The following is a 15,781-nucleotide window of genomic DNA, read 5'->3' as shown; positions in this document are numbered from 1 at the left end:
AGTTCGCCACTGGCCGCCACCACGCGCGGCTGGCCCCGCAAAGCCATCACGCCAAACACTGCCAGAGCGGTAAGAATCAGAAGAACGATACAACCCAGGGTCAAGCGCTGCGACAGCCGAACGGGGACAAAAGCCATGCCAATACTCCTACGTGGAAAGAATGCTTAATCCTTGGTAATCGTCAGCCCGAGCATCACTCATGCGTTGCGAGAGCAAAGAGCTCTTTGCTCGTAAAAACGAACGAAGTTGTTCGGAATAATTTTCAGAACCGCCGCGCGAACGGAGGGCCGCTGGCTAAGTGCAGTTCGGTAGGACTGGACCTTAGTCAGATTATTGAAGATAAAAAAGTCATCAAAGACATCAAAGACATCAAAGACATCAAAGTATCGGAAGATTGGTCCGAATACGGCATCAATAATGCAAAAAGTCTCGCCACTAAAAAATTGGCCGTGGCCAAGTACATTTTCTAAAAGTCTAAATTTATTGCGTACCACTTCGACCGCTAACTGAAAGGTCGTATCGTCTTTCGCAGTATATAACGATGCAATAGCGGTGAGTATTGAGGAGCCAAACTCCATCCAAGAACGATGTTGGGCACGTTGCAAAGGAACTTAGGGATGCAGGCGTGGTTTTAGAGTCTCATCAAGGTACTCGCAAATCACAGAAGACGCAAAAATTGGATCGTTATCAACCAGCAAGATTGGCGTTTAACCCAACGGTGATACTGACAGAAACCAATCCGGTTTCTTCGCCAGATCAATATCCTTACGCGTAAATGATACGGTCTTTTCATTGAGGACAATAGTTGCGCTCTGGACATACGGGCAGAACGCATGACTAATTAAGGTCAGCTCTTGCGTAAAGTCACCTCGTTGGGCTAGGACAGATTAATATTTGAGATGCTGAGGGGGCAATAATGAAGCTCCACCTTCGACCCGGCAGAATCTGTCTCTTGCCAACCTCCATGGCTTCCAAGCTTAAATTCGCGAGAGCTCCCAATGACACTGTCAGCAAACGTGCCACCAAAGCCAGATGATAATCGGCGCTTTAATTTCATTTTTAATACTTTGTTCCTTTGCCATCTTAGGTGGTTATTTATTGTGCACGCTCGGTTTCGTAGCTCTCATGGCAAAAATAGTCATAATTAATTCAATTTAAGCCAACAGAGAGAAGGCCGCAGGCGTGCAATCTGGAAATAAAAGGAGGCCAATTTTGACAGTTTTAGGCGTGGTGTTGGCGCTGATTGAAAACTGACCTAGGTATCCAACTGCTGCTTCTGCTCAATTTTCGAGCCTGCGAAGCAGTTCAGAGGCGCGCTAGTAATGCCCAAACTTTTGCCTGTATTCAGCAGGCGTCAACCCGGTTAACTCCTTAAACATACGTCGCATGTTGGAATCGCTGCTAAACCCGAGCTCTAGGCTGATCGTACTGATAGGTACTGATGTCAGAGTGATACGCTCACTGACTTGGCTCAACTTGACACGTCGGGCATAAGCTCCTATCGCAAGCCCTGTTTCATTTCTTACCTTGCGGGCGAGTGTGCGTTCAGACATTCCGAGTGTACCCGCCAACGCTTTCACCGTGATTTGTTCAGCCGGCATCTGCTCAAGCAGAACATGCAGCTTTCTCAGCAGCTTGCCGGGCTGTTCAATCAAGCTCGTGGCGTTAAAGACAGTGTGGGGCAGCGTGGGGCGCGGAAGTACCATCAACTTGATCAGGTCGCGAAAAACTTCAGGACTGACGTTACGTTCAATCAACGCCTGGGCAATAGGCAGGTAACCGTTTACGCCCGAAGCTGTGGCAGTTCGCTCATTGAATACGCAGTTGTGCTCACTCTGCCAGTGCACCTTGTTGTAACGCTTCACCATCGCTTCAGCGAGCCACCAAGTAACCGTCGCCGGCTGGTCGTTGAGCTGACCACTGGCAGCCAATAGGCACACTCCCGTGCAATAGCTCCAAAGGTGGCGACGACTTGAACGTACGGATAGCCCTTTCACAAGATTGGCATATGTAGCCAAAGCCTTTTCCACGTGGTGCGCAGATTCCGCCCAGAATCCTGGCACAAGGATGGCGTCCAATTCACTGCTGTTGACTGTATCCGTCGCATTCAATGTAACGCCATGACTACATTCCACAGGCCCTGCCTGCAAACCCACAAAGCAAGTTTCAAAAATCATCCGCCCCGTGCGCCGGTTAGTGGCATGCATTAGGTCGGAAAAAGACAGTAGCCCTGCAGGCATGCAACCTGGAAACAAAAGCAGACCAATTCTTAACGCTTTAGACATGGCTTAAAATGAATCCATTATGACTATTCTCGCCATTATGGGCGCAGGAATAGGCGAGCACAATGAGGCTACTCCCTAAGACAGCTTACTGATGAAAATCCAGCAGATCCGTAACGCGACGATCATTCTCGAATTCGGTTCCCACCGCATCCTAGTCGATCCGATGCTGGCATCAAAGGGTGCGCTTCCACCTCTGCGTTTATTCGGTGCCCGGTTGCGAAACCCCCTTGTCGATCTGCCCGAGTCAGCGGCCAATGCACTGGACTCAGTAACGCACTGCCTGATCACACATTGTCAGAACGGAGACTTCGATCACCTAGATCAAGCAGCAAGCCGCTGGCTAAGGGAGAAGCAGATTCCAGTGATCTGTACCCCCCGCGACGCCCCCTATCTGGCCGTACGTGGTTTGAATATTTATCCACTTTCGGACGACCACGAGCAGGCGGCCCCCTTCCTAGGCGGCTCGATTCGAACGGTCAAATGCACGCATGGTGAAGGCCTGATTGGCAAACTGATGGAGCATGGAGTCGGTTATTTCATTGAGGTCCCTGGAGAGCCAAGCGTTTACTTGAGTGGCGTTACGATTCTCACACAGGTTGTACAAGACTTTGTTTTACGCCATCAGCCCAAAATCAGCGTAGTGCCTGCAGGCGGTGCACACTTCGATTACGGGGGTGAAATCATCATGGGAATCGACGAGGTCATTAAGTTCACGAAAATGTCCAAAGGCACAGTCGTAGCCAACCATTTGGAAGCCTTAGGTCATTGCCCGGTAACCCGAAGTGACCTTGCGGCGGCGGCTAAATTGGCCGGTGTCGTATCGCGGCTATATATCCCTGCCGATGGGGCAATCTTAGAGATATGTGGGATGGAAATGCCTCGTAATTCAGTTCGCTTCCCTGATTTGGATAAAGCTACCGCTTCTTGCACTTAATGCTCCGCAGTCCGTTTATTTACCTGTGCATCAAAGCGCGGCATTAGTGCTTTCCTGCCCACCAGATATTTTCCAAAAAAGGCTGAGATGAACAATCGAGAGGGTTTTTCACTTCTACGTGACCTGCTCGGAATGGGCAAAAGGCTGCGCTTTTTGGTTAGAGCGGCATGGCGCCCGATCAAGCGCTGGCATCAGCTAGCAGCGGATCGCCTTAAATTGGCTAACCTGAGCGATGTGGCTCTTGGGGAACTAGGCCTCGTTCGCGCGGATGTCCAGCATGATAGCGAGCCACCCTTCTGGGGAGATCCTCACGTAAAACTTCCCCGTCACTGCAAGCGAAATTATTGACATGAATATAAATGTACGGGTAGTCAATGCATTCGTCGATGGTGATAGGGGCGGTAATCCCGCTGGCGTAATCCTGGGTGCCGATGGCCTCAGCACCGCTGAAAAGCTATGGATTGCAAGCAAGGTCGGCCTATCGGAAACCGCTTTTGTTTCCAGTTCAAAACATGCCGCATTCAAGTTGGAATTTTTCACCCCGACTCGACAGATCGCGCATTGTGGACATGCGACAGTGGCCGCCTTTGCATTACTGCGCCAACTTGGACGTGTAGGCGAGGGTTGGACCAGCAAAGAGACCACCGACGGCAATCGGGAAATATTTATCAAAGGCGACATGGCCTTTATGGAGCAACGCAAACCTGAATACCGGAGGCTGGATGATGATCCGCTATTGCTCAAGGCGATCATGGTTGCCTTAGGCATCAAATCTTATCAATTCGCTGACGGGATATGGCCAACACAAGTTACCACAGGCGGAGCGTTCCTTATCTTACCTTTGATTGACCAGGCGCAAGTTGCGGGGTTGAAGCCGAATCATGAGGCCTTGGCCCGCCTCAGCGAATACCTGGATTTGATCGGCTTCTATGCATTCTCCCCCGACACCCTTGGTCCACAGCGCGCCGCTGGCGCCCGTATGTTCGCGCCTTACTACGGTATCACTGAAGAAGCAGCCACTGGTATGGCGGCCGGAGCCTTAGCGTGCTTCCTCCACGACTATATGGGAGTACCTGGCGAACGGCTGCTGATCGAGCAGGGTTACTTGATGCATCCACCATCACCAAGTGTGATTGCGGTGGACCTGCAGCTCGACGGGCAGCGAATCGAGCGATTGATGGTGGGTGGTCGTACTCAGATGATGGGCGAACTTAATCTGCAATTGTAGGGTCAGTGGACCGGTAATCCTGATCGCAGGGCGAGGTTAGTTGGTGGGGTAGCGTCAATACATTATAAAGATCACTGCGAGTGATTGAGTTGAAGGAACACTTATTTATAAGTGCGTTGTGACAATGATTTAGGTTTTGTGGGAACTGGCCTCCCGCATTGCTTGTGTGCAATTGCTGCTAACGGCGAACGATCAAAATGATTGAGTTGTTTTCGGTTAGGCTTTTCACCGAGGTGTATCTTCGGGCCTTTTGCAGCGCAGCCTCTGACCATTGATTAGACGAAGTCTACTACGACATGGAGCCATCGTAACTTTAGCATCTTTTAATACCTCGCCCCTTGGGGCGGGGTTCTTTATAACTAGCTTCGATTGATTGATAAAAGGACTCTTTGTGATACCGAAATGGAACATGAATGAGCACGATCCGCTCGACGACTTCGATTCTCGCGAGATCACCCTGGACGACGTCGCGAAGGTGGTCTACGTGTCCGGCACCGGACCGGCAGTAATCGTCATGACCGAAATGCCAGGAATTAGTCCGCATGTCGCTCGCTTCAGTCGCTGGGTTCGGGACGCCGGATTCACCGTTTACATGCCGTCGCTGTTCGGCCGCGATGGCGTCGTACCTAGCGTCGACGAGGGCAAGGCCACCTTCCAGCGGGCATGCGTCAGCGCCGAGTTTCACGCATTCGCAGACAAAGGGTCGAGTCCCGTGACCCAGTGGCTCCGGTCGCTGGCGAGGCTGGCGCACGAGGAGTGCGGCGGCCCGGGTGTGGGCGCAATCGGGATGTGTTTTACGGGTAACTTCGCGCTCACGATGATGCTTGAACCCTCGATGCTGGCGCCAGTGCTGTGCCAGCCGACGCTGCCGCTGGACGACCCTGCTGGCTTGGAAATCGCGCCCGACGAACTGGCCGCAGTGCGGCAACGTCTCGACAAGGACAACCTGACCGTCATGGCCTACCGTTTCGAGGGAGACAGGTTTTGCAAGGCGCAGCGGTTCGCGGCCTATTCCAAGGCGCTTGGCGAGCGCTTCATTGCACGAGTGCTTCCCGATAGCGCGGCCAATCGCGACTCCCTCGCGCCATTTTTCGAACATGTGGTGGCGAGCCCGCACAGCGTGGTGACCGCCCATCTGATCGACGAGGCGGGCCAACCGACGATTGTTGCCCGCGATGAGATCCTCTCATTCTTCGCCGCCCGCCTCATCTTATGATGCCAGCGACGACGAACTCGCGCATGCGGACAAATACGAAGTATCAGAATACAAAACGCGTCTCAGCTCTGTTGTCTTCCGGGCGAACCGCGTGGGTTTACGTAGACGCACCCGCATAGCGATAAACTTCAGTAAAGGAAACCTCATGTTGAAAATGAAACCTAGCTGCGAATGCTGTGACAAAGACCTTCCCGCGGAGCAGTCTGGTGCGCGCGTCTGTTCATTCGAGTGCACATTCTGCGAGGACTGCACAACGACCGTTTTTGCGGACACATGCCCGAACTGTGGTGGAGAGCTCGTCGCGCGGCCCACTCGGTCGGTTGATAAGCTGATCAATAATCCCGCCTCCACGCAGCGCGTTCACAACCCTGCTGGCTGTACAAAGGTTTAATAGTCATGCGCGTTTCTTAACTTTGTTCTTGGTCGACGGCGGGACCGCGATCAGCGTGGCATCGACGATGGTTTTCAGCAGCCAGTAAGCGGGTAGTTTGGAAGGACCGACTTTTTCAACACAATCGGCCAAAAGCGGGCGTTCAGTCCAGGCCTTCTTTTCGGCCAGCATTGGACGGTCAAAAGTCCTGATAAATTGGTAGAAATTAACTATCTTTTCGAGAACCGTGATCAATGAGAGTTATTCGTAGCAAAGATTTCACCGCCACTCGCGCTTGGGGTGCTGACAACATAGCTAACATGGGTGGAACCACGGTCCGCCTCCACTGGACCGACCAGCCATATACGTGGCATGTCAACGATGGTGAGGAGGTATTCGCAGTTCTCGACGGCACGGTAGATATGCATTATCGCGAGTCAGGCATCGAGCGCGTCGTGACATTGGTGGTTGGCGACGTGTTTTTCGTAGGGGTGGGATGTGAACATGTTGCGCATCCTCGTGGAGAAGCACGGATTCTGGTTATCGAGCGTGAGGGCAGCGTTTGAGTTGGCTAGGCTAACGCTCATCATTACCGACTGATGCTCAAGCCATCTGGACAGCGGTGCAGCAGCCCGACGCTTGCCTGGTGGCAATCAAACAGGCGGATCAGCAGGCGATCCTCTCGCTACACCGTATCCGCTCCCAGTTGCTGAAATTTCGCATCATGCAGAGCAATGGCTTACGTGGGCTGCTTTACGAATTCGGAATTGTGCTGCCAGAAGGTTATGCCCAGCTGAGTAAGGCCGTTCCGGAGGCCTTCGCCGATGCTGAGCATCGAGTGCCTTCCATGGTGTTGGACAGCGTACGCGATCAGTGGACTCGGATTATCCAGTTGGATGAGGAAATTCGAAAAATCGAACTACGTTTGAAACAGTGCCCGCGTGAGAGCTCCGACTGCCAGAAAATTGCAGAGATTCCCGGAATTGGTTTGTTGACCGCTACAGCCGCTGTTGCCTCACTGGGAGATGAGACAACCTCCCATTCTGGTCGCCAGTTCGCGGCTTGGCTGGGACTGGATCCTCGACAAACGGGCACCGGTGGCAGAGTTCGGCAACTGGGGCTGAGCATGCGCGGAGACACGTATCTGCGAACGCTGTTGATGCATGGTGCTCGCTAGATCCTCAATAGAGGACACCGGTCAGAGTGGGTTGAACGCTTGTTGACCAGGCGGCCTTATAACGTGGCGGTCGCCGCAATGGCTAGCAAGCTCGCCAGAACCATTTGGGCCGTGTTGACCAAGGGCTTTACGTATCGGGCCGAACTCTTTACGGCATGCCCTACGGGGCATTGAAAGCAGGAACCAACAGACTTCACAAGGAGCACAGGCGGTAAGCACGTGATGGCAAAATAGGTCAGACCGTGACGGGGTAAACCTGGTAGGGATTATGAGCCACGGGCACAGCCTGCAGCTCGATTTTCAGATGAGGGCCTCGTCAGTGGATCCCATCAGGGCCAGCAGGTTTTTCGGCCTGCACAACAGGCCGGATATAAGACTGCTCCTAGCTACGCGCCAGCATGGCTAATTGAGCTTCGAGAGGCGTCCATATAAATTTCCCTAGGTCTGCCGTGGCTACGGTTGACCTGTATTCGTTGAGCCATGGAGCCTGACTAGGTTGTAATAATGGGTCAAATAACGCATCGCATCAGGCTTGGCTTCCTCCTCTGCGAAATTTCACTCCGCTTGAGCACCTGATTGCATCGGCACTGACCACTCGCTTGCATTGCACTTAACCAAGCGTTTGCATTTGATCTGACCACCGATCGCATCGGATTTTGACCCTAAACTCGCAAAATTTCGTCAGCTGACTCAAAGTGAATTAATTATGACTATTTTTGCCATGAGCGTTACGGAACCGAGCGTGCACAATAAAAAACCACCTAAGTCACACTGATGAATCTGCAGGACATCGCATTGCCCACCATTCAAGTCGAGTCGCTGCCAGCAAAGCCCGTTTCCGGCCAACCCTTCAAAGAGCCCGCCGCAGACGGCTACACCCTTGGCGGTTACACCTGGCGGCATTCGTCTCAAGACATCACTCGTCCAGTGGTGATCATCAACGCTGCCACCTCGGTTCGCTGTCGGCATTACTCGCGCTTCGCCGATTATCTTTTCGCCAACGGCTTCGACGTCATCACTTACGATTACCGCGGCATTGGCGAGTCGCGACCGTTATCGCTAAGGCAGTTGCAGGCGTCATGGTCCGACTGGGGGGCGCTGGATTTCGAGGCGATGCTCAAGCGCGCCGAGCGTGAATTTCCTGGTCAACCCATAGATGTCGTCGGCCACAGCTTTGGTGGCTGCGCTGCAGGCCTGGGTGCATCCGGGCAACTCATCCGGAACATGGTCACCGTCGGTGCGCAATTCGCCTACTGGCGCGACTACGCCGCGGCGCAACGCTGGCGGATGTTCAGCAGGTGGCACGTAGTGATGCCACTGATCACAATGCTATGCGGTTACTTCCCCGGCAAACGTCTTGGCTGGCTAGAAGATACACCCGCTGGCGTCGTTCGTGACTGGAGCACGCCCTCGGCGCTGTACGAAACACGACCCAGTGGTCGCCTCATGCACGCTGAAAGCGGCCGACTGCCCTTCGCCAATGTCAGCGCAAAAACCCTCGCCATCAGCATCACAGACGATCCTTACGCTACGATTCCAGCCATCGAACGCCTACTCGCGTACTTCATCAACAGCACAAAAACCCACCTGCGGATCGCACCAGAAGATATCGGCGAACAAGAAGTTGGACATTTCGCATTTTTCCGCAGCGCATACCAAGCCACACTGTGGCCGATTGCATTGTTCTGGCTGCAAAAGAGCGAGCTGGCCCCCGATACGCCCGGGCGGACAGTGCCGCGCAATCAGTCCTTTTAACGTACGACGGATCAAACCCATGGCTTCCGCCAACAAACAGCAAAAACACGCCACCGCGCCAAGGCCAAGGCCAAGGCCAAGGCCAAGCAAACCGCACCCAGCGGATTGCCGCGCCGGTGAAGCTGGACCCGAATGATGATCGCATTGACTTTGAGTTGGTCGACCTGACCGGCCTGTTCAAAGAAATAATCGACGCGGACGAGATCGGCCAAAAAGCCATGTGCGCAGCCCTTGCCGAGCACCCACTGCTTACACTCGTGCGGCTGCAGACAGTGAAGAAACCGCGACGGACTTCATTATCGGCGCCTTGATCGAATATCGCCAATGGTCCACCGAAATAGACGACGCCGGCGCGCAGGCCTGGATCGCATCCCCAGCCTTCCAAGTGACCTAGATAAGATTCATTACATTAATGGAACAGACGCACTATACCACCTCACGCAACCCGAGCTATATATAGGCCTATTTTAGCTAAATGTGTATATATTAAGCTCATACATCACTTGGGCGCGGCCGCCCGCCATCAGTTTCTCGATACGTTGTCCACTTAGTTCAAGGTCGACGGTAATCACACTTGGGGAAGGTGGACGCATAAAATAGCCCTGCTCGATAAGCAAGCGCTCCCCGGGCAAACTCATATAGTCGTGGAGAAAACAGGCCAGTGGGCCTGCAGCCATGCCAGTGGCAGCTTCTTCGGTTATACCGTAGTAAGGTGCGAACATCCGCGCGCCCGCAGCGCGCTGCAAGCCATAAGTATCAGTGGAAAATGCATAGAACCCGATCACATCCAAATATTCGCTGAGGCGCGCCAAGGCCTCATTATCTGGGTTTAACGCGGCCACCCGATCTTGGTCGCTCAATGGAACAATAACGAACGCACCACCAGTGTTAACCCATGTAGGCCAAAGTCCGTTAATAAGTTGATTTGACTCAATACCCATAGCTACCATAACCGCTTCAAGCAATAGAGAATCATCTTCCAGCCTGCGGTATTCGGGCTTGCGTTGTTCCATAAAGACTTTATCGTCTTTGATCAGAATATTCCGATTACCCTCAAGGGTTTCCTTGGTCGTCCAACCTTCATTTACTTGCCCTAGTTGGCGCAGCAGTGCAAAAGTAGCAACCGTCGCATGGTCACAGTGCGCAACTTGTCGTGTCGGAGTAAAAAAATCTAACTTAAAGGCGGCATGCTGCGAACTCGAAACAAAAGCTGTCTCGGACAAACCAATCAATTTCACAATGGATAGCTTCTCATCGGCGCTAAGTGCATCGGCCTCCAGCACTACACCCGCAGGATTACCGCCTTTACTTCCATCGATGAATGCATTGACTATACGTACTTTAATTTCCATATCAATAACCTCGCCTGAAGTAATCGGGAATTTTTAAACGAGGATCGCCACAGTACGGACGCTCACACTTTTGGAGTACATCTGAACGAACCAGTGGCTCAAATTAGCCAGTTGTCGACGCTGGGCGGTTAGTTAATGCCAGCATTTGATCGGATACCATGCAGCTCGCAACAAGCAGCCAAAATTTTTAAAGTTTTTCATCATATCATTGGGCGCCCCATACAATTCAACCTTTCATACCAGCACAACTTGCGACAAATAGTTCTATGACATAAACAATGCTATTGTCAGCACATTGACAGCCAGCACAATGGAAAAAGCATCTACCAAACTTTTGTGTATGCGTTTTTTATAATTTAAAGTTGGATGCATAATGAGTGATCGACAAGATAGGTCAGTTCTAATACTTCGCCATCTGCCGGAATACGCAATCTCGAGTCAATACCTGCTCGCTTTGCTGCCACAGCGAGTTCGGAACGAGTTACTGGCCAATGACCTATTGCCTCCAAATGGTTAGCTATTACAGTACCTGTGGAAATTCTCGCGAATGTAACGACCTCTTCAATTCCCATGATGAGGTCTTCACCGATATCGAACCGTGTGCCGCCGGCTGGTACTACACTGAATTGCGGCTGATAATCTCTAACGAACTTTCGTATAGCTGGTGTGAGAATCGTGTCGCCGCTGAGGTAAACACTCGGTTCTCCAGGGATTTCAATGAAATACCCGACCCCGTACTCCATTAAATTGCCTATGAAACCGTTACCATGGGTGCATTTAACCGTTCGAATCTTGCCGCCAAGAAAGGAGACACCCTGCCTGTGGTCATCCGAAAGCGGCTGGATATTCAAGCCTCGCTCTGCCAAATAGGTCGCATCCCGCGGGGTACAGATCACTGGAATCTGCTTCTCCCTTAGCCAGCGCTTCGCTGCCCGGTCTAGGTGATCGAAGTGCCCCTTCTGACAATGCGTGATCAGGCAGTGCGTGACCGAGTCGAGCGCATCGAAAGCGGACTCAGGCAAATCGACAAGGGGGTTTCGCAACCGGGCACCGAACAAGCGCAGGGGCGGTAGCGCGCCCTTCGTTGCCAACATCGGATCGACGAGGATGCGGTGGGAACCGAACTCGAGAATGATCGTAGCGTTGCGTATTTGCTGGACTTTCAACATAAAGCCTTCTTAGGGTATGACCTTATTGTGCACGACTGCAACTGCGGCCAAAATGGCAAGAATCGTCATAATTGGTTCATTTTAAGCCATGCCTAAAGCATTAAGAATTGGTCTGCTTTTGTTTCCAGGTTGCATGCCTGCAGGGCTGCTGTCCTTTCCGACCTAATGCATGCCACTAACCGGCGCACGGGGCGGATGATTTTTGAAACTTGCTTTGTGGGTTGTAAGCGTCCAGCCAACACACCTTCCGAACTCCAGCATTAAGGGCGATGGTGTCCGCGTATTTTTAAGCGGACGCGATCGCCCTTAACGTCAGGATTTCCATGCGCCAACGAAGCTCTTACCCGAAACCCTTCAAGGCCCAGGTTGTTCAGGAATGCCTGCAACCGGGCGCAACCCTATCCAGCGTCGCCATCAGCCACGGCATCAACGCCAACGTGATCCGCAAGTGGCTACCGCTTTACCGAGATCAGCCACCAGCGACGTTGCCGGCTTTCGTTCCGTTGAGAGCTACGCCCAAACGGCAGGCGGAAGGGTCGGCGATTATTGAGCTGCCATTTGGTGAGCAGTCGATGTCAGTGAAATGGCCGACGTCTGATCCTGAAGGCTGCGCTCGTTTTGTCCGTGGACTCACGCAATGATTCGCATCGATGCCATCTGGCTCGCCACCGAGCCCATGGAGATGCGTGCTGGCACTGAAACTGCGCTGGCCAGGGTGATTGCGGTGTTCGGTGCGGCGAAGACGCACTGCGCTTATTTGTTCGCCAACCGCCGCGCCACTCGCATGAAAGTTTTGGTGCATGACGGGTTTGGCGTCTGGCTGGTTGCTCGCCGATTGAACCAAGGAAAGTTTCACTGGCCCGGCATTCGACAAGGCTGCGAGATGGAGCTGGATATCGAGCAACTTCAAGCGTTGGTGCTCGGCCTACCTTGGCAGCGTGTTGTGGCTGGCGGTGTAATCACACTGCTTTAAAAAGCTGTAATTAGCTCCTTGGCCTACTGCCGCAAGCGACCTGCTTTGGTAAAATCCAGGGCATGACTTCCTCGCCCAACCTCGATCAGATGACCCCCGACCAACTGCGTGCATTCGCTGCGCAGTTGCTGTCGCAGGTTGATTCTCTCGGGCAGCAAGTCGACAGGATGGGCAAGAAGAACGACCGCGACCAAACCATCATCGAGCAACTCACCCACGAAATCGCCTGGTTCAAACGTAACAAGTTTGCCAAGCGCAGTGAGCAATTGAGTCCTGCTCAGGGCAGCCTGCTCGACGACCTGCTTGATACCGACATCGCGGCCATCGAAGCCGAGCTGAAAGCGTTGAATCCGCCGGCTGCGCAGGCCGAACCACGCAAGCAGCCCAAGCGTGTTCCTTTGCCTGCGCAGTTTCCGCGCACCGTGATTTATCACGAACCCGACAACACCCAATGCCCCTGCGGCTGCCAGCTCCAGCGGATCGGCGAGGACGTCAGCGAGAAGCTGGATTACACGCCGGGCGTGTTCACCGTCGAGCAGCACGTGCGTGGGAAATGGGCCTGCCGCCAGTGCGAAACACTGATCCAGGCACCGGTGCCGGCCCAAGTAATCGACAAGGGCATCCCGACCGCAGGTCTGCTGGCTCACGTGATGGTGGCCAAATTCGCCGACCATTTGCCGCTGTACCGACAAGAGAAAATCTTTGGCCGCGCCGGCCTGGCTATCGCCCGCTCGACACTGGCGCAATGGGTTGGCCAAACCGGTGTGCAGCTCCAGCCCTTCGTCGATGCACTGCGCGAAGCAGTGCTTGCTCGCGGTGTGATCCACGCTGACGAGACGCCGGTGCAGATGCTTGCGCCGGGCGAGAAAAAAACCCATCGCGCATACGTCTGGGCCTACTGCACCACGCCGTTTTCGGCGTTCAAGGCAGTGGTTTACGACTTCAGTCCGAGCCGTGCAGGCGAACATGCACGTAACTTCCTTGGCTCTTGGAATGGCAAGCTGGTGTGCGACGATTTCGCCGGCTACAAGGCAAGCTTCCAGCAAGGCATCACCGAAATCGGCTGCATGGCCCATGCCCGCCGAAAGTTCTTCGATCTGCACGCGACGAACAAAAGCCAACTGGCCGAACAGGCGCTGCACTCGATTGGCGGCCTGTACGAAATCGAACGGCAAGCGAGGGAAATGACCGACGAAGATCGCTGGCGAATACGTCAGGAAAAAGCGGCGCCCCTTATCGACGCACTGCATACCTGGATGATGGCCCGGCGCGACCTTGTGCCCGAAGGGTCGGCTATCGCCAAAGCTCTGGATTACAGCCTCAAGCGCTGGGCGGCACTGACTCGATATCTCGAGGATGGCGCTGTGCCCATAGATAATAATGCGGTCGAAAATCAGATAAGGCCGTGGGCACTTGGCCGCTCGAACTGGTTGTTCGCCGGGTCACTACGCAGCGGTAAGCGGGCAGCTGCGATAATGAGCTTGATCCAGTCAGCACGCATGAATGGGCATGATCCGTATGCCTATCTTAAAGATGTGCTGACGCGGCTGCCTACGCAGCGGGCAAGCGATATCGACCAACTGCTGCCGCATCAGTGGATGCCTTCCTGACTTACGCAAGGTGAGTTGGGTAGACGCTTACTGTGGGTTTGCAGGCAGGGCCTGTGGAATGTAGTCATGGCGTTACATTGAATGCGACGGATACAGTCAACAGCAGTGAATTGGACGCCATCCTTGTGCCAGGATTCTGGGCGGAATCTGCGCACCACGTGGAAAAGGCTTTGGCTACATATGCCAATCTTGTGAAAGGGCTATCCGTACGTTCAAGTCGTCGCCACCTTTGGAGCTATTGCACGGGAGTGTGCCTATTGGCTGCCAGTGGTCAGCTCAACGACCAGCCGGCGACGGTTACTTGGTGGCTCGCTGAAGCGATGGTGAAGCGTTACAACAAGGTGCACTGGCAGAGTGAGCACAACTGCGTATTCAATGAGCGAACTGCCACAGCTTCGGGCGTAAACGGTTACGCTTACCTGAAGGACGTACTTACGCGCCTGCCGACACAGCGGGCAAGTGAGATTGTCGAGCTGCTGCCGCACAAATGGGCGCCCGTTTAACCGTGCAAGGTGTGTTGGGCAGCTTACTGTGAGTCTGGTTCGCAGTGGACGTAACTGAGGATCGACAAGCCTCAGCCCACTGCCTGCAACCATTTAAGTAAATCCATTTCCAAGCTGCCTGGCTTAGGGGCTGTGGGAGATAAAAGGCAGTAGCGCGAGCCGTCTTCAACAAATCCTAATGGCGCGGCCAACACACCGCTCTGGATATCGTCGCGCACTAAGTGCCACGGGCCAATGGCCACCCCGAGGCCTGCGACAGCCGCCTGGATGCTGAAATAAAAGTGCTCAAAAGATTGCATATCCATAGCAGGAGTGGGCAGTCCTTTTGCACTAGCCCACTCCTGCCAAGCCGTAGGTCGGCTAGTAGTCTGAAGCAGCGGGGCCGATGAGCGCAGACATTTCCAGCTTTTGCCGAACCACTGATCTGCCTTTTCTGGCCGGCATACAGGGCCAACTTTCTCTGGGAATAGCGTCTCAGCATGATACCCGGGGGGGCGAGGAAAATCGTCTCGCCGAATAGCCAAGTCTATGCCTTGGTCAAATGAAAAGGTGCCGCCGCCGGCCACCAAATGAATTTCTAACCCTCGATGATGTGTTTGGAAGTCGCTCCAACGAGGGATCAACCATCGCATTAACAGCGTTGGCTCGCAGGACAGGACAAGCTGACGAGCACGACGGGTGTCGGTGCGTATCTCGCGTACTGCATGGTTCATCAACCCAAGCCCTTGACTAACCGCTTTCGCCAGGCGTCTTCCTGTATCCGTTAAAAAAACCCTTCGGCTACGCCGCTCGAACAAGGCAACACCCAAATCTTCTTCAAGTAAGCGCACTGCGCGGCTAATGGCACCTGGTGTCAGATGCAGTTCGTCAGCCGCACGGGCGAAGTTTTCGAACCGTCCGGCTGATTCGAAACAACGCAATGCGAGCAGAGAAGGCATGCGAGCCTCATGAATTAGTGAATCGTAGTCACCATTTCCTTCAGAAATCATCGTTAGTACCAGAGCATAGGATCTGAAAATATAACCTTCTACCGCCAACAATTCGAAGGGTACGGCATGAGCGAATGGATAGCAGTAATCACCTGCGGATTCCACGCCATCCGGACACTCAGCCCACCAACATCCGGACACTCATTCCACGCTCATTCGGACAGGCAGTCGGAGCGCAGCGACGCAGGTTTGCATTGTTAGTCTGAAGTCTCTGTCGCCG

17 protein-coding genes and 2 pseudogenes are annotated in these 15,781 nt (G+C 53.6%); 13 read left to right on the top strand and 6 right to left on the bottom strand.

Annotation, left to right across the window (positions count from 1 at the left end; genetic code table 11):
* The coding region (locus tag FQ192_RS34225) for a hypothetical protein (RefSeq protein ID WP_218585828.1) at positions 1-470 on the top strand (470 nt) is incomplete at its 5' end.
* Between the two features lie 237 nt (positions 471-707).
* On the opposite strand, the gene FQ192_RS35270 is transcribed toward FQ192_RS34225, so the two are convergent.
* On the bottom strand, positions 708-842 hold the full coding sequence (locus FQ192_RS35270; RefSeq protein ID WP_372242381.1) for a glutathione S-transferase N-terminal domain-containing protein: 135 nt from the start codon (positions 840-842) through the stop codon (positions 708-710).
* 474 nt (positions 843-1,316) lie between these two features.
* Entirely contained in the window at positions 1,317-2,285 is a 969-nt protein-coding gene (locus FQ192_RS33585) for a GlxA family transcriptional regulator (protein WP_149662243.1), read from the bottom strand.
* Positions 2,286-2,376: 91 nt separating this feature from the next.
* On the opposite strand from FQ192_RS33585, the gene FQ192_RS33580 reads away from it, so the two are divergent.
* The 4 genes from FQ192_RS33580 to FQ192_RS33560 all read left to right on the top strand — a co-directional run bounded on the left by FQ192_RS33580 (position 2,377) and on the right by FQ192_RS33560 (position 6,054).
* Positions 2,377-3,219 carry an MBL fold metallo-hydrolase gene (locus FQ192_RS33580; protein ID WP_256672443.1) on the top strand — a complete coding sequence of 281 codons (843 nt, stop codon included), beginning with the start codon at positions 2,377-2,379 and terminating at the stop codon, positions 3,217-3,219.
* Positions 3,220-3,568: 349 nt separating this feature from the next.
* Positions 3,569-4,447: a PhzF family phenazine biosynthesis protein gene (locus tag FQ192_RS33570; RefSeq protein WP_149662242.1), complete on the top strand. Its 879-nt coding sequence runs from the start codon at positions 3,569-3,571 to the stop codon at positions 4,445-4,447.
* A 409-nt stretch (positions 4,448-4,856) separates the two neighbouring features.
* Positions 4,857-5,663 (top strand): dienelactone hydrolase family protein, encoded by an 807-nt coding sequence (locus tag FQ192_RS33565; protein ID WP_178129316.1) that lies wholly within the window; start codon positions 4,857-4,859, stop codon positions 5,661-5,663.
* 145 nt (positions 5,664-5,808) lie between these two features.
* Complete coding sequence (locus tag FQ192_RS33560) at positions 5,809-6,054, top strand: DUF1272 domain-containing protein (protein WP_149662241.1); 246 nt, start codon at positions 5,809-5,811, stop codon at positions 6,052-6,054.
* Positions 6,055-6,057: 3 nt separating this feature from the next.
* Here the strand turns inward: FQ192_RS33560 and FQ192_RS33555 are convergent, their stop codons facing one another.
* Positions 6,058-6,288: a hypothetical protein gene (locus FQ192_RS33555; protein ID WP_149662240.1), complete on the bottom strand. Its 231-nt coding sequence runs from the start codon at positions 6,286-6,288 to the stop codon at positions 6,058-6,060.
* Between FQ192_RS33555 and FQ192_RS33550 the strand changes: the two genes are divergently transcribed.
* The 4 genes and pseudogenes from FQ192_RS33550 to FQ192_RS33535 all read left to right on the top strand — a co-directional run bounded on the left by FQ192_RS33550 (position 6,288) and on the right by FQ192_RS33535 (position 9,359).
* A complete protein-coding gene (locus FQ192_RS33550) occupies positions 6,288-6,599 on the top strand; it encodes a cupin (protein WP_149662239.1) in 312 nt (103 codons plus the stop codon). The two genes, FQ192_RS33555 and FQ192_RS33550, sit on opposite strands and share 1 nt — an antisense overlap.
* A gap of 32 nt (positions 6,600-6,631) precedes the next feature.
* Positions 6,632-7,384, top strand: a pseudogene (locus FQ192_RS33545) (IS110 family transposase); the annotation flags it as partial.
* Between the two features lie 600 nt (positions 7,385-7,984).
* Positions 7,985-8,965, top strand: a complete 981-nt coding sequence (locus tag FQ192_RS33540; RefSeq protein ID WP_149662238.1) for an alpha/beta fold hydrolase — start codon at positions 7,985-7,987, stop codon at positions 8,963-8,965.
* 19 nt (positions 8,966-8,984) lie between these two features.
* Positions 8,985-9,359, top strand: a pseudogene (locus FQ192_RS33535) (hypothetical protein).
* Between the two features lie 73 nt (positions 9,360-9,432).
* Here the strand turns inward: FQ192_RS33535 and FQ192_RS33530 are convergent.
* Both FQ192_RS33530 and FQ192_RS33525 read right to left on the bottom strand, forming a co-directional pair.
* Positions 9,433-10,317, bottom strand: coding sequence for a PhzF family phenazine biosynthesis protein (locus tag FQ192_RS33530; protein ID WP_149662237.1), 885 nt, complete (start codon positions 10,315-10,317; stop codon positions 9,433-9,435).
* A 356-nt stretch (positions 10,318-10,673) separates the two neighbouring features.
* Positions 10,674-11,486, bottom strand: coding sequence for an MBL fold metallo-hydrolase (locus FQ192_RS33525; RefSeq protein ID WP_256672442.1), 813 nt, complete (start codon positions 11,484-11,486; stop codon positions 10,674-10,676).
* Positions 11,487-11,809: 323 nt separating this feature from the next.
* Between FQ192_RS33525 and FQ192_RS33520 the strand changes: the two genes are divergently transcribed.
* The 4 genes from FQ192_RS33520 to FQ192_RS34800 all read left to right on the top strand — a co-directional run bounded on the left by FQ192_RS33520 (position 11,810) and on the right by FQ192_RS34800 (position 14,572).
* Complete coding sequence (locus tag FQ192_RS33520; protein ID WP_149662236.1) at positions 11,810-12,127, top strand: transposase; 318 nt, start codon at positions 11,810-11,812, stop codon at positions 12,125-12,127.
* On the top strand, positions 12,124-12,459 hold the full coding sequence (gene tnpB / locus FQ192_RS33515; protein ID WP_149662235.1) for an IS66 family insertion sequence element accessory protein TnpB: 336 nt from the start codon (positions 12,124-12,126) through the stop codon (positions 12,457-12,459). Before FQ192_RS33520 ends, tnpB begins: the two co-directional genes overlap by 4 nt.
* Positions 12,460-12,521: 62 nt before the next feature.
* Complete coding sequence (locus FQ192_RS33510; RefSeq protein WP_149662234.1) at positions 12,522-14,069, top strand: IS66 family transposase; 1,548 nt, start codon at positions 12,522-12,524, stop codon at positions 14,067-14,069.
* Positions 14,070-14,101: 32 nt separating this feature from the next.
* Positions 14,102-14,572, top strand: coding sequence for a transposase domain-containing protein (locus tag FQ192_RS34800; protein WP_256672441.1), 471 nt, complete (start codon positions 14,102-14,104; stop codon positions 14,570-14,572).
* A gap of 71 nt (positions 14,573-14,643) precedes the next feature.
* On the opposite strand, the gene FQ192_RS33500 is transcribed toward FQ192_RS34800, so the two are convergent.
* Entirely contained in the window at positions 14,644-15,561 is a 918-nt protein-coding gene (locus FQ192_RS33500; protein WP_149662233.1) for a LysR family transcriptional regulator, read from the bottom strand.
* Positions 15,562-15,781: the final 220 nt, after the last annotated feature.

The sequence above is a fragment of the Pseudomonas sp. ANT_J12 genome, assembly GCF_008370045.1.
Taxonomy (GTDB): Bacteria; Pseudomonadota; Gammaproteobacteria; order Pseudomonadales; family Pseudomonadaceae; genus Aquipseudomonas.
Note: the sequence above shows the minus strand (reverse complement) of the source record. Positions and strands in the feature narration are given on the sequence as shown.

Bases quoted from the DNA above. Each gene is read 5' to 3' on its own strand.
- FQ192_RS33585 (WP_149662243.1), bottom strand. From the start codon at position 2,285: ATGTCTAAAGCGTTAAGAATTGGTCTGCTTTTGTTTCCAGGTTGCATG.
- FQ192_RS33580 (WP_256672443.1), top strand. From the start codon at position 2,377: ATGAAAATCCAGCAGATCCGTAACGCGACGATCATTCTCGAATTCGGT.
- FQ192_RS33570 (WP_149662242.1), top strand. From the start codon at position 3,569: ATGAATATAAATGTACGGGTAGTCAATGCATTCGTCGATGGTGATAGG.
- FQ192_RS33565 (WP_178129316.1), top strand. From the start codon at position 4,857: ATGAATGAGCACGATCCGCTCGACGACTTCGATTCTCGCGAGATCACC.
- FQ192_RS33560 (WP_149662241.1), top strand. From the start codon at position 5,809: ATGTTGAAAATGAAACCTAGCTGCGAATGCTGTGACAAAGACCTTCCC.
- FQ192_RS33550 (WP_149662239.1), top strand. From the start codon at position 6,288: ATGAGAGTTATTCGTAGCAAAGATTTCACCGCCACTCGCGCTTGGGGT.
- FQ192_RS33540 (WP_149662238.1), top strand. From the start codon at position 7,985: ATGAATCTGCAGGACATCGCATTGCCCACCATTCAAGTCGAGTCGCTG.
- FQ192_RS33530 (WP_149662237.1), bottom strand. From the start codon at position 10,317: ATGGAAATTAAAGTACGTATAGTCAATGCATTCATCGATGGAAGTAAA.
- FQ192_RS33525 (WP_256672442.1), bottom strand. From the start codon at position 11,486: ATGTTGAAAGTCCAGCAAATACGCAACGCTACGATCATTCTCGAGTTC.
- FQ192_RS33520 (WP_149662236.1), top strand. From the start codon at position 11,810: ATGCGCCAACGAAGCTCTTACCCGAAACCCTTCAAGGCCCAGGTTGTT.
- tnpB (WP_149662235.1), top strand. From the start codon at position 12,124: ATGATTCGCATCGATGCCATCTGGCTCGCCACCGAGCCCATGGAGATG.
- FQ192_RS33510 (WP_149662234.1), top strand. From the start codon at position 12,522: ATGACTTCCTCGCCCAACCTCGATCAGATGACCCCCGACCAACTGCGT.
- FQ192_RS33500 (WP_149662233.1), bottom strand. From the start codon at position 15,561: ATGATTTCTGAAGGAAATGGTGACTACGATTCACTAATTCATGAGGCT.